This window comes from Acinetobacter halobius, from assembly GCF_044130335.1.
In the GTDB taxonomy this organism is placed as follows: Bacteria; Pseudomonadota; Gammaproteobacteria; order Pseudomonadales; family Moraxellaceae; genus Acinetobacter.
This window is the reverse complement of the sequence record NZ_JBIQOD010000004.1, coordinates 121,097-134,763: the sequence shown is the minus strand read 5'-3', so window position 1 is coordinate 134,763 and position 13,667 is coordinate 121,097. Positions and strand designations below refer to the sequence as shown.

General features: G+C 39.4%; 12 protein-coding genes. 5 read left to right on the top strand and 7 right to left on the bottom strand.

Features of this window, described 5'->3' with window-relative positions; genetic code table 11:
* Positions 1–169 precede the first annotated feature (169 nt).
* The 3 genes from dcd to apbC all read right to left on the bottom strand — a co-directional run bounded on the left by dcd (position 170) and on the right by apbC (position 3,742).
* Positions 170–739, bottom strand: coding sequence for a dCTP deaminase (dcd, locus tag ACE01U_RS05815; protein WP_004694514.1), 570 nt, complete (start codon positions 737–739; stop codon positions 170–172).
* Positions 740–852: 113 nt separating this feature from the next.
* Positions 853–1,446, bottom strand: a complete 594-nt coding sequence (locus ACE01U_RS05810; RefSeq protein WP_086208523.1) for a LysE family translocator — start codon at positions 1,444–1,446, stop codon at positions 853–855.
* Between the two features lie 1,018 nt (positions 1,447–2,464).
* Complete coding sequence (gene apbC / locus ACE01U_RS05805) at positions 2,465–3,742, bottom strand: iron-sulfur cluster carrier protein ApbC (protein WP_395578929.1); 1,278 nt, start codon at positions 3,740–3,742, stop codon at positions 2,465–2,467.
* 313 nt (positions 3,743–4,055) lie between these two features.
* Here apbC and ACE01U_RS05800 point away from each other — a divergent pair, with 313 nt between their 5' ends.
* The gene (locus tag ACE01U_RS05800) at positions 4,056–4,385 is read left to right on the top strand and encodes a hypothetical protein (RefSeq protein ID WP_395578928.1); all 330 of its coding nucleotides are present in this window, start codon (positions 4,056–4,058) and stop codon (positions 4,383–4,385) included.
* 35 nt (positions 4,386–4,420) lie between these two features.
* Here ACE01U_RS05800 and ACE01U_RS05795 read toward each other — a convergent pair whose 3' ends face one another.
* Both ACE01U_RS05795 and ACE01U_RS05790 read right to left on the bottom strand, forming a co-directional pair.
* Entirely contained in the window at positions 4,421–4,885 is a 465-nt protein-coding gene (locus tag ACE01U_RS05795; RefSeq protein WP_110974314.1) for a hypothetical protein, read from the bottom strand.
* Between the two features lie 149 nt (positions 4,886–5,034).
* Complete coding sequence (locus ACE01U_RS05790) at positions 5,035–5,835, bottom strand: hypothetical protein (RefSeq protein WP_395578927.1); 801 nt, start codon at positions 5,833–5,835, stop codon at positions 5,035–5,037.
* Between the two features lie 350 nt (positions 5,836–6,185).
* Between ACE01U_RS05790 and metG the strand changes: the two genes are divergently transcribed.
* Complete coding sequence (metG, locus tag ACE01U_RS05785) at positions 6,186–8,243, top strand: methionine--tRNA ligase (protein ID WP_395578926.1); 2,058 nt, start codon at positions 6,186–6,188, stop codon at positions 8,241–8,243.
* Between the two features lie 61 nt (positions 8,244–8,304).
* Here metG and ACE01U_RS05780 read toward each other — a convergent pair whose 3' ends face one another.
* Positions 8,305–9,072 carry a hypothetical protein gene (locus tag ACE01U_RS05780; protein WP_395578925.1) on the bottom strand — a complete coding sequence of 256 codons (768 nt, stop codon included), beginning with the start codon at positions 9,070–9,072 and terminating at the stop codon, positions 8,305–8,307.
* A gap of 150 nt (positions 9,073–9,222) precedes the next feature.
* Between ACE01U_RS05780 and ACE01U_RS05775 the strand changes: the two genes are divergently transcribed.
* Positions 9,223–10,191 carry an MBL fold metallo-hydrolase gene (locus ACE01U_RS05775; RefSeq protein WP_395578924.1) on the top strand — a complete coding sequence of 323 codons (969 nt, stop codon included), beginning with the start codon at positions 9,223–9,225 and terminating at the stop codon, positions 10,189–10,191.
* Positions 10,192–10,246: 55 nt separating this feature from the next.
* On the opposite strand, the gene ACE01U_RS05770 is transcribed toward ACE01U_RS05775, so the two are convergent.
* Positions 10,247–10,870, bottom strand: coding sequence for a LysE family translocator (locus tag ACE01U_RS05770; protein WP_395578923.1), 624 nt, complete (start codon positions 10,868–10,870; stop codon positions 10,247–10,249).
* 441 nt (positions 10,871–11,311) lie between these two features.
* Between ACE01U_RS05770 and ACE01U_RS05765 the strand changes: the two genes are divergently transcribed.
* Together ACE01U_RS05765 and ACE01U_RS05760 are read left to right on the top strand one after the other, a co-directional pair.
* Positions 11,312–12,931, top strand: coding sequence for an oleate hydratase (locus ACE01U_RS05765; RefSeq protein WP_395578922.1), 1,620 nt, complete (start codon positions 11,312–11,314; stop codon positions 12,929–12,931).
* A gap of 146 nt (positions 12,932–13,077) precedes the next feature.
* Complete coding sequence (locus ACE01U_RS05760; protein WP_086208533.1) at positions 13,078–13,533, top strand: DIP1984 family protein; 456 nt, start codon at positions 13,078–13,080, stop codon at positions 13,531–13,533.
* Positions 13,534–13,667: the final 134 nt, after the last annotated feature.

The following is a 13,667-nucleotide window of genomic DNA, read 5'->3' as shown; positions in this document are numbered from 1 at the left end:
GCGCACTATAATTTTTATTTGCGTCAACCAAAGCACCTTAAATTCTTAATTTATTATGCTGAAACTCACACTAAATGCAAAACCAACTGTCCGATAATATTTATTTTCCGATGAATGAATTGACATAAAAAAAGCGGATCAATGATCCGCTTTCTTATATATCAAAAACTTAGGTCTTCGGCAAAGTCACACCTGTTTGCCCTTGGTACTTACCACCACGGTCTTTATACGACGTTTCACACACTTCGTCAGATTCGAAGAACAACATCTGTGCAACACCCTCACCCGCGTATATACGTGCAGGTAGATTCGTTGTGTTCGAGAATTCTAAAGTAACATGACCTTCCCACTCAGGCTCAAGCGGTGTCACGTTTACGATAATACCACAACGTGCATAGGTTGATTTACCCAAACACACGGTCAACACATTACGTGGAATACGGAAATACTCAACGGTACGTGCTAAAGCAAATGAGTTCGGTGGAATAATACAAACATCAGCTTCAATGTCGATAAAACTTTTATCATCAAAGTTTTTTGGATCTACAATTGCCGAGTGAACATTGGTAAAAACTTTAAATTCACGTGCACAACGAACATCATAACCATAGCTTGATACGCCATAAGAAATGAGTTTTTGACCATTTTCATCTAAACGAACTTGGTTTTCTGCATACGGTTCGATCATGCCGTGTTTTTCGCTCATTTCGCGAATCCAACGATCAGACTTAATAGCCATTTATTCTTTCCAAAAATCTTAATTTCAATAATTGCGTTGTACTTTAACTGAAATCGCTTTCAATGAAAATAAGCACATCTATGTTCGCAAAGTTTCTGTCTTTAATCTTCAAATTAGAGGCTTAAAATCGCAGAATATCCCAATGGAATTGAAAAGGTCATCAATACAATCGACGCAGTTTTTTGTAAGTTGCATTGATTCAGCCAACGAATTTTATTGGTTGCTAAAATTGAGCCAATAAATGTCCAAAAAAAGGCAATCGGTATAATCAAAATCAAAAAAATCGACATGTGCGACAAATAATAATCCATATTTGTCCAAGCAATCGTTGGAAAAATGGCTGAAGCAAATAATAAGGCTTTCGGGTTAAGCAAAGTTGCGCAAAAGAGCTCTCGTGCACGAATGGTCGGCTGATTAAAGCTAACCTCGACATCTGCTGTACGCCATAATTTGATGGCCAAATAGATAATATAGCTCGCACTAAACAGCTTTAAAATAGTGGGTAACAATGGTAAGTGTGTAGACACTTTTCCAATGAGAAACCCCCATGCTGTGATTGAGATGAGATAGCCAAAAGCTTCTGCAGGAATAAGCCGCAATGACTTACGGATACCCACTTGAATGCCAGATGAAGCAAGTAAGGTATTAGTCGGTCCTGGGGTCAAAAGAATGGTTATGACTAAACCAATAAAAAACCAAGTGATCATATTCACAGACCCACAGATGTATTCTTATAAGATTAATAAGTCCCCTCAATGAAAGCAATCGAATTTAGTGAACCGAGATAACACTTTTTTTAATTTTTATTCAACAATTAGCACAAATGAGGCCTAAAACCTTTACCAAATCTAGCTTTCATAAATATGAAGTCATAGATTCTATTCTTTTTTTGAATCAATGGTTTTATAAATCAAATGGACATGACTAATGAAAAAAAACTATTCAAATGATTTTTAATCAATTACTTTTTAAATAATGCGTATTTTTATTCATCAATCTGATCACGTGAAGTCAAGGATAAAAGAGCCAAGTGAATGGCGTTGAAGATAATAAAACGAGGAAATTGTATAAAAGACAAACTCAGCTCATGCTATTCTCGACTGTCCTTATAAGTCTCGAAACACGCTCAAAAACAATAAAACCATTCCAGTACGTTCCACTACAACAGAAACCAGTGCACAAGCTTCGAGCAAATTACAAAACAAATTAGTCAACATCGCGACAGGTGGTGCATCTGCTCCATGTAATGTAATTAATATCAACTTGTTGTTTGAAATTTATAATAAAACTTATACTTTATATCCAAACTATGGGCAAATTTTGACATCAAAACCTCAGGCATAAAACCTTGACGGTTTAAAAGGAAAATACCTTACAGTGGGCACATAAAACTCTGGAGGCGACACGTCCAGACACATGAGTTTATATTCCCTGTATGGACCACGATTGTGAGTATTGTCTTTATCTCTGTGGTCGGTATTTTAGCGCTGGGGGTTACAGTTGAAAGTTCCTTTAAAATTGGTTTGAACTGGTTTTAGCGGATGTTCTTAGGTGCAGGTGCTTTATGTATGATTATCCCTGAAACTGTGACTGATATTATTGGGATTTTGATGGTGACTAGCATTAATATTTTGTAAGCCAAAAAACAAAATCAGCCCTATTCACTATCCTAAAAAGCAAAAAAGCCCAACTCATCAGGTTGGGCTTTTTTTATTGAGGCTTAATTTAAAAAATACGGGTTTGGTCTTTTTCAGCTTTCGGCAATGCTGCTACAATTTTTTCAGCAATTTGCATATAGCTGTCTGCTGCACTGTCTTCAACTAGAACCGAAGGCTTCCCTGCATCTGCATTTTCACGGATTTGTACATTTAAAGGCAAACGTCCCAAAAGCGGAATAGCATATTGCTCAGACAGTTTATCACCGCCACCCGTACCAAAAATTTGCTCTTCAAATCCACAATTTGAGCAAATATGGGTCGACATATTTTCCACTACACCCATGACTGGTATGTGTACGCGGTTAAATAATTCAATGCCTTTGGTGGCATCCATAAGTGCCACGTTTTGAGGTGTAGTCACAATCACCGCACCTGTCACAGGAATACGCTGCGCAAGGGTCAACTGAATATCACCTGTACCCGGTGGCATATCAATCATTAAGACATCTAAGTCAGGCCATAAGGTTTGATTGAACAGTTGCATCAATGCCCCTGTCGCTTTTGGCCCACGCCAAGCCACAGGAGTATTATGATCACCTGTTAAATGCCCAATTGATAACACTGCTAAACCATAGGCATCTAAGGGTACAAAGTTTTCCGCTTCAATCATCGGCGTTTTGCCCGCATTGCCCAACATGGTCGGAATACTCGGACCATAAATATCAGCATCCAAGACCCCCACTTTTAAACCTAGCTTTTGCAAAGCAAGTGCAAGGTTTACGGTGGTGGTCGATTTACCTACGCCCCCCTTGCCTGAGGATACCAAAATCACATTTTGAATACGTGGATGCTTCGGCACATCACGTTGTTGTGGCGCTGCTTTTTGAATGGGTGGATTGTTTGGGTCAGCTTCAACCGATGGTGCAGCGGCTTTGTTTGTTGAACCTGAAGCATCAATCACTGGGGGTAAATTGCTTTTCGGCGCAGCCTCTTTTGCTTGGCTTGAACAGCTCTCACCTTCAGCGTGTTGATGTCCGCAGCCACCAGATTTTTCTTTATGCCCCGTTTTTTGCTGAATCACATGCATATTTAATTCTTTGATACCACACGCTTCGAGTGCAATTGCCAAGTCATCATGGATCTGCTGTAAATCATCTGCTTCAGCAGGAAAAGTATTCAGGGTAATTTGCAGGATATTGCCTTGCACATTCACTTGAGTAATGCGGTCTTTCAACGCATGGTTTGAATTGGGCAAGATATAGTTTTGCAGTACTGTTTGGATTTCTTCTTCCTTTACCTCCTGCGCAGGAGAAAAAACTGATTTAAGAGAAGAAAGCCACGACATATATGTACTCCAAATTCGAGTATTCAGCTGAATGCTATAGTTTAACCACAAAACGAACTTAGGTTAAGTTAAGTCTTCATAGAATATGCAATGAAAACCGATATTCCTACCAAATCAGTTGGTTTTTTATTAGTAATCTTGTCAAACGCTAATATTTAGCTCTAGAACATTCAAAGTGAAATCAGTGAATTGTTTCAAACTTGAACGTAAAGAATTGTAATTTTCGACTCATCTCACCATTTAAGGTGATGTTTTTGCATAGCAAAATACCTATATTCTGTGGGTCTATAATGAAGCTATATGGAGAAAAACAATGAAATGGGGGATCGCTTTTATTTTCGCTTATTTGCTGTCGGGCCTAAGTTTTGCCGATACATCAACCAACTCGTTTAGAACTCCTACGGGTCAAACCGTGACCATAGGCGACCAAGTTCAGGACATGCAGAAAAAAATCAACTTGTCACCGACTTCAATGGTATCTAAACCGCTAAGCACTGCTCCCGACAGCCCTATGGAAACAGTATATATCTATGAAATACAAAACTTTCGCTATACCATTCGTACCGTGAATAACCAAATTCAAAGTATTACATGGTTTAATTTAGACACAGACCCTGCATCATATACACAGCCTGTGCAGTAACATTTAGGTTATAACAGTCGGCTAGCTAGTTAACATTAAGCTTGGTCGTCTTTTTTAAACTTTTGCAGTGTTTCTGTGGCTTTCTTTTTCAATTCGTCAAACTTTTCAGTGGCTTGCACCTTAAACTCTTCCAGTTTAATTTCAGCCTCATGCTTTAACTCTGTAGCTTTAAGTTTAGCCTCATCCAGTTTATGTCCTGCTTCAACTTTAAAATGATCCAATTTCTCCTGCGCGACTTGTTTCGCATGCTCAGCTTTGGCTTGTGCAGACTCCAACTTTTGCTCAAAGGCTGCATTAGCTTCAGCTTTACTTTCTTCTACATTCTCTTTTAAGTCAGTCAGTTGCTTTTCAGCATCAAGCTTGGCTTCAGTGGCGTGATGCTTAACATCTTCCAGCACTTTCTCACCTTCAAGTTTTGCCGCTTCAGCTTTTAACTTTAAGTCTTCACTCAGTTCAGTCGCTTTGGTTTTTAAATCATCGAGTTTATTATCATTCGTCATGTCACAGCCCTCTTTCGTATTTAAAATTTTGCTTAACTCAGAGTTATACCTTGCTTTTTAAGTGCTGACGTCATTTGCATCATTTAGAAACAATAGATGTACAGGATGCATCAATTTTAGATCCATCCTATACTTTTATACGGAACAAACTAACGCTTTAAAGTACTGATAAAACTGATGACTGCAAACAGCCAAATAAACAAAATGAAACTGCGTGCTTGAGTGAAATGGGTCACGTCCGCACCGTGTACCATATTATGACGGCTGGCGGTGACACTAGAACTCGCATCCATTTTCAATGCTTCAAGGCTCAAGAAATACGGATTGATTTCACTGGCAATTTTGACTTTATGCCACAGGCTTTTGACTTCATGGCCTTTCAAGCCCGGCACGATTTTATAGACATCGACAAACTTGGTTTGATTTTGCTGTAAATAACCATGCTCAACTAGGGCATCCGTCAAAATCCCTTCAATTTGACCATAAAGAACCGTAATACAACCGGCATAACACTGCTGTTGATACAGTTTTAAAGTTTCTTCAATCACGCTGCGGCGTTGGGCTTGGAATGCCCCCAACTCCATTGCATCATAAGCTTCAAGCAAAGTCGCTTGGAAATAGCCCGTTTGGATTAAATCGGGCAAGTGAAACTCAGTCATATCCGCTTCTTTTTCATTGGCCATTTGCCAGAAAAACAACAGATTGAGCACGTCATTGGCGATTGGTTCATCACTTTCATACTCAAGTTGATCGGCCATGATTGCAAAGTACGGATCTTCAGACTCGAGCTGACGGAGTGACTCGACCAATTGTGCATGTGGTCGACTGCCCATTGAAGCAAGGTAGTGTTCAGCTTGGTGTAAAAGTTGATTGCCCAGTAATTTAGTCGCTTGTGGATTTTGCGGAATTCGGGTCACGGCTTGGTCGAAATCAAAATCATCGTCAATCATGGACGGCATACTCTTAAAAACGGGCTGAATCCACGTATTATCGCTGTTATTGGCGCATGAATATAGAGAAAATACACATTAGTTTTAAGCTGCATAATTTGAGTTTTTAACAATCCATTCAATCTTTCATGAAAAGATCAACAAACTATTTTATGTCGTTTTAAACCATGTATTTCCGATTATTTTTTCACTGTCTTGCTCAAATTAATGATTGCTGCTCAATCTAGCACTCAATTCATACAAGCTTTAGCCTCATTTGAAAACTTTTCACCGATTCACTTGTGCAAGTCGTGGCTATCTAAGGTAAAATCGTTGACCTTATATAAAATACGAATGAGAGAGTCATATCCGTGCGTAATATTTTAGTCACTAACGCCCTACCATACGCCAATGGCCCCATCCATATGGGACACTTACTCGGTTATATCCAAGCAGATATTTGGGTTCGTGCCATGCGTGCAATGGGACACGATGTGACTTATGTATGTGCGGATGATGCTCACGGTACAGCCATCATGCTACGTGCCGAAGCCAATGGCATCAGCCCAGAAGCACAAATCGCCAATGTTCAGAAAGAACACATTCGTGATTTTGATGGTTTTGGTGTGCATTTCGATCACTATGATTCAACCAATAGTGATGAAAACAAAGCACGCTCTTCCGAGATTTATATTAAGAACCGTGAAGCAGGCAATATTGCCATCCGTCCTGTCAATCAGCTGTTTGATCCTGAAAAAGGCATGTTCCTGTCTGACCGTTTCATTAAAGGCACATGCCCAAAATGTAAGTCGGAAGATCAATATGGCGATGCGTGTGAAGTCTGCGGTACAACCTACAATGCGACTGAGCTTTTAAATCCGAAATCGACTTTGAGTGGTGCGACGCCTGTAGAGAAATCTTCAGATCATTACTTCTTTAAACTGCCGAATTTCTCAGAATACCTACAGAAATGGACGCGTGACCAAGGTCGTTTACCTGTTTCGATTGCCAACAAACTAGATGAATGGTTTGAAGCAGGTTTATCAGACTGGGATATTTCACGTGATGCACCGTATTTCGGTTTTGAAATTCCAGATGCGCCGAACAAATATTTCTATGTTTGGGTCGATGCGCCGATTGGTTATATGTCGAGTTTTGAAAACTACATCAAGACTAAACGTCCTGATTTAAGTTTTGACGACTTTTGGAAGAAAGACTCTGACAAAGAAGTCTATCACTTCATTGGTAAAGACATCGTTTACTTCCATGCACTGTTCTGGCCTGCAATGCTTGAAGGTGCAAACTACCGTACGCCATCGGGTTTATTCGTCAATGGTTTCTTGACTGTAAACGGTCAGAAGATGTCGAAGTCTCGCGGTACATTCATCAAGGCTGAAACGTATTTAGAGCACTTAAACCCTGAGTACTTACGTTATTACTTCGCATCTAAACTGTCAGATAAAGTTGAAGACTCTGATTTAAACTTGGATGATTTCGTTCAGAAAGTAAACTCTGACTTAGTTGGTAAAGTGGTGAATATTGCGAGCCGTTGTGCAAAATTCATCAATACCAAGTTTGATAATAAATTATCACCAACTTGTGCAGAGCCTGAATTGGTACAAAGCTTTATTGATGCGGGTGACTCAATTGCGAAAGCATACGAAGCACGTGAGTTCTCTGCTGCGATTCGTGAAATCATGGCACTTGCAGATAAAGCCAACCAATATATTGATGAGAAAAAACCTTGGGCTTTAGCGAAAATTGAAGGCGAAGAGCAACAGGTTCATGACGTGTGTTCTGTCGGTATTAACCTATTCCGTCAATTGGCTGTGTACCTTGCGCCTGTACTTCCAACCTTAGCGGCTCAAGTACAAGAGTTCTTAAAACTAGACCGCTTTGACTTTGCTTCTGCCCAAACGGCATTGGTTGATCATGAAATTGCATTGTTCCAACCTTTAATGCAACGTGTAGACCCGAAAGCAGTTTCGGCAATGGTCGATGCTTCTAAAGACTCTTTAGCGGCTGCAGCTGAACCTGTCAAAGTAGAAAAGAAAAAAGAGAAGAAAGCCGAGAAAAAACCAGAACCCAAAGTTGGCGAGGCAGAAGTGATTGGCATTGAAGACTTTATGAAAGTTGACCTTCGTGTTGCTGAAGTTGTAGAAGCTTCAACGGTCGAAGGCTCGGACAAGTTGCTTCAACTCACTTTAAATATTGGTGAAGCTGAACCACGTAACGTGTTTAGCGGTATTCGTGAGTTCTACCAACCAGAAGATTTAAAAGGTAAATTAGTGGTGATGGTTGCGAACCTTGCACCTCGTAAAATGCGTTTTGGTATTTCAAACGGTATGGTGCTTGCAGCGGGTAATGGCGAAGGTGTTTGGGTGATTTCTCCTGAATCTGGTGCTAAACCGGGTGATAAAGTGTCTTAAGGTTTATTTCTTAGATAAGAAAAAGCCTCTACTGATATAGGGGCTTTTTCTTTAGGCATAATTATAATTTCTTTAAGATAGGATCACAGAGCATAGGCACAAAACTATATTTATCATCGTTTTTAGTGACAAGTATAATTTCATCGCTTGAAACTGTTATTACCTTGGTTCCATCTGGAGTAACACATCTTGAATGCTTTTTTGCTTCAAAGTCATAAATATATGACTTCGCCTTTTCTGATATGAAATTTATATATTTATCTTTATATTTATCTCCAAATGTAAATAAAAGAATAAATATAAATGGATAAATTAGGAATCTAGCAGCACAAGTCCAACCCGAGTAATTTTCCTTCGTATTGCCTTTTTCCTTAGTCCAAATAACGTATACGACATAAAATTGGCATAGCAGTATGAGAAGCAGGAATACAATAAAAGTGACTAAAACAAATACTATTGGAATTATCATTATAGCCACGAAATTAGTGACTCTATTTAACCCACTAGATTCATATCCAATAATAAGATTAACGAGCTGATCCGCAAAACCATATGTAATATTTGTTAATAAGGCATATAAAGTAACAAGTACAACTTTCCCTAATGTTGTCCCCCAAACTTTATGATAAAAATATAAAAAATCAGATGTTATCCCTCCAGCCCAAAATAAGCTTAAAAGAACTAGACTAGTTTTAAATAAATCATTAAACGGAGTCAAATTCCAAAATAAAGTATTCAAAGCTAATACACAGCCGATCAAATATAATTTTTGACTTCTATTCAATTGCTTATAAATGTTCCAAATTTTTTGTTGTGTTTGAGCAATCATTTTTAAATACCTTCTTATTTGTTAGCTTATTATGAAGATAGGAAAATCAATTTGAATACATCTTAATCAATCATACGTCTTAAGTTGTCGTTCAAAATTTATAGGTATTATGGTAAAAAGAAATATCCCTTTAAAACTTATAAGAATTCTATGAACACTTTAAACCCCCTATTCATAGCACTAACCCTAAGCACAGCAACCATTACCACCACCCAAGCTGCCGAATCCTCCATTCCCCAACAAAAACAGGTTTCAGGTTATTACCAATACCAAATGGGTGATGTACAAATCACTGCCCTGCTCGATGGCACCAACTTCATGTCACCGAAGCTATTTCAAAACATTCCAGAAAAAGAAGTACATGAAATTTTAAAGAAATACGCTGCCGACCAAGCCAAAGGCGTACAAACCTCTGTCAATGCCTTCCTCGTGAATACAGGTCATTCGCTGGTTTTGGTGGATAGTGGCGCTGCGAGCTGTTTTGGCACACATTTGGGTTCAGTATTAAGCAACTTAAAAGCATCAGGCTATCAACCAGAGCAAGTCGATACCATCTTACTGACGCACCTGCACCCAGACCATGTGTGTGGTATTAGCCAAAATGGCGTGGCAAACTTTCCAAATGCAACGGTTTATGTTTCGAGCGATGAAGCGAACTATTGGCTAAACCCGAAACAAGTCAGCCAACTCCCGAAAGAAAAACAAGCAGGCTACTTAGGAACTGTTGAAAAAATTAAACAAGCCATTGCACCCTACCAAACCAAAAACCGCTTCAAAACGTATCAATTGGGAGATCAAGTTCAGGGCTTTAAAGTGATTAATACTGCGGGGCATACACCCGGACATTTTAGCTATGAGTTAAAAACCAAAGATGAAACGGTAGTCTTTATTGGTGACATTGTGCACTCACATACCGTGCAATTTGATAAACCTACAACGGCAATTGATTATGATATCGACCCGAAAAAAGCGGTACAAACCCGCTTAAAGCAATTTGCAGAATATGCGAAAGGCGGGCAAACCATTGCAGCACCACACTTGCCATTCCCCGGCATTGGGCATATCTATTCAGCAGATGGTAAAAGCTATCAATGGATTCCTGTGCATTTTAAGGATTGATGAAATATAAAAAAACCCTCTCATTTTTGGAGAGGGTTAGCCTGAGCTCAAACAGTTACTTCATTCCAAAAATAAGTTTTAAACCCAATCCCGTCATCACAGCCCCAGCAACACGATCAAATACTTTCTTAAACTTTAAATATACACGACGTGGCTTTTCCGCAGACAAGGCAACCGCCACAAGCGAATACCAACCTGCATCAATAAAAAAGCACAGCATCGGCAATACCACATAGAAATAAGTTGGAATTTCTTTGGGTAAAAGTGCAGTAAAAATACTGGCAAGAATAATGGCAATTTTAGGATTACTGAGCTGAGTAATCAGCCCCAACCGAAAAGCCTGTACATAACTCATCGTCTTTACAGAACCATTTACAGTTTCCATCGGTTCTTTAGCATGTTTAATGATTTTATACGCCAGCCAAAGTAAGTACAAACCGCCAAAGACTTTCAAGGCAATATAAGCGGACGGTACAGCCAACAAAATTGCTTGTAACCCCATGACTGCAAGCAAACCAAACAATGCAGCGCCTGTGCCTGTACCTAAAGCAGTAAATAAACCATGTTTACGTGAAATCGCAATTGAATTTTTGGCGACATAAATAAATGTTGGACCAGGACTAATAGCACCTAACATTAATGCCAAAGTAATAGAGCCTAAAATCAATAATGATTCCAAGAGTGACCTCTAAGTTGAGAGAATTTGATCAGCAACGATTTTACGCTAAACAAGGTTGTTACGATATTCACTTTATCAATTATTTTTCACGTTTATATTTCAATGTATAGGCTTTACGCCATTCGATTATATCTTTTAATGATCAATAAAAAGCCTATTTCTAAAGAAATTTAGGCATAGGCAATCGTAAAAACAACAATAGAGCAATTACTCCATAAAAAATAATAACATCAATTATTTAGATCATATTCAATTTTAATAAAAAGACAAATGTGTATTAAAAATAACCATTATCTACATATTTTTGATTACAAAATATAATGAGTGGATTGCTTCCCATTTCATACATTTTTCATATATAAAAAGACATACTATTTTTAAGGTTTTTCTAAACCAATTTTTTTACTTCATAATTTTTAACATCATAATTAAAGGTGAACCATGCAAAATAAGAAGCGCACCCCATTAGACGCACAACAGTCCCATCTTTGGATTATTGGTGGTGGTATCGCAGGTATGGCTGCTGCTGCATTTGCAATCCGTGATGCCAAAGTCCCTGCCAAAAATATCCATATTTTAGAAGAACTCGATATTTCAGGTGGCTCGATGGACGGTGGACATACCCCGCATGCCGCACAAGCTTGGGTAACACGTGGTGGGCGAATGCTCACTGATGAAACGTATCTATGCCTGTGGGATTTATTTTCCAGTATTCCATCTTTGGAAAACCCAGACATTTCGGTGCGTGAAGAGTGTCGTGAGTTTAATGAAAAAGTGAAAACCCATGCCAATGCACGTTTGATTGATGCGGAACATGTCATTGCAGATGCTGCAAAACTTGGGTTGAATACGCTACATCGTGCACAAATGCTACGCTTATTGGCTTCAAAAGAAGAAAAAATTGGCAGCCGCCGCATAGATGAGTTTTTTGATGAGGCCTTTTTTGAAACCAATTTCTGGCGCATGTGGCGCACAACTTTCGCTTTTCAAAAATGGCACAGCGCAGCAGAATTAAGACGCTATTTCTTACGTTTTATTCAAGAACTACCGCGTATTCATACTTTAGCAGGTGTGAAACGCACCAAGTACAACCAATATGATTCAATGATTCTGCCCTTACAGCGTTGGCTAGTCGCACAAGGTGTCGATGTGCGTTTTGGACACTATGTCACAGATGCGGACTTCATTACCAATGCTGAAACCCAAGAGCACCATGCCTCGCGTCTATATGTACAATTGCCTGAAGGCACAGAGCAAATTAATCTGAAAGCCAATGATTTAGCCATTTTCACTTTAGGCTCTATTACCGCAGACTCGCGTTATGGTGGTAATCATGACGTACCTGCCCTCATTCGTAATCGAGAAGATCATGGCTGGACGCTTTGGGAAACGCTGGCACAAAAAGCCCCAGACTTTGGCCGTCCAATGACTTTTTATGGCAATGTCGATGAACATAAGTGGGAGTCATTTACACTGACCATGAAAGATGACGTGCTACTTAAACGTATTATTGACTATACAGGCAATGAACCGGGTACAGGCGCACTGATGACTTGGTATGATTCGGGTTGGCATTTATCCATCGTGGTTCCTGCACAGCCACACTTTGCCGACTTACCTGAAGGTTTATATACCTTATGGGGCTACGGTTTCCAAATTGACCATATAGGCGATTACATCAAAAAACCAATGTCCGAAGCCACGGGGCAAGAAATTCTAACAGAGCTGATCAAACAACTCGGTTTTGAGGACATTTTAGATCATGTTTTGGCAACGACTGATGTTACTACCGCTATGATGCCATACGCCTCTGCCCTGTTTGCCTGCCGTAAACCGGGGGATCGTCCACAAGTGATTCCGCAAGGCTCACAAAACTTTGCTTTCCTTGGACAGTTTGTGGAAATTGAAGATGACGTGGTCTTTACTGTGGAATATTCAGTTCGTGGAGCGATGCTTGCCATTTATGAATTCTTTGGGGTGGAACGTGAAATCCCTGAAATTTACAATGGTCTACTTGATCCAAAAGTGGGTTTAAAAGCTTTAGAAACAGTGTTCCACTAAGTTTTTAATCTATAGCGATAAGAGCACGCTTCTGTGCTCTTATCACTTTTAAGCAAAATGTCACTTCTTTGAATTACAAAACTCATTTGAAGCTTTGATCGCACAGATGCAGTATAAGATTCATCTAAAATTTTAAAAATAAAACTATGAAACTCGCCGAAGCACTTTTATTGCGTAGTGATTTACAAACCAAGCTCGCCTCTTTACAGCAACGGATCAACAATAATGTTTTGATCCAAGAAGGCGATGAACTGAGTGAAGACCCCAATGCGCTGATGGGTGAGGCCTTTAGTGTAAATACAGAGTTACATCATCTGATTGAAAAAATTCATGCGACCAATGCTCAAGCTAAAACCAGCACGGGCCAATCCATGCTCAGTGTTTTAAACACACGTGACTTGCTCACGCAACAGCATCGTATTATCCAACAGGCCATCGACAGTTCACGTCGTGAAAATGGTCGTTATAGTTCGAGTGAAATTCGCTGGGTTAAAACCATTACGGTTGCAGACTTGCAAAAACAAGCCGATGCAATTAGCCAACAACTCAGGCAAAATAACTTAGAGATTCAAGCTTCAAATTGGCAAATCGAACTGATCTAACCAATTTGAGCCACAACAGTTTGGGCATATTGGGCGAGTACAAGGCCTTTTATACGTTTGTAAGGCTTTAATTCAACAAACGTTTGCAGGAAGTAAGACGTCTACTTCATATCTTCACAAATCTGACGTAGCAC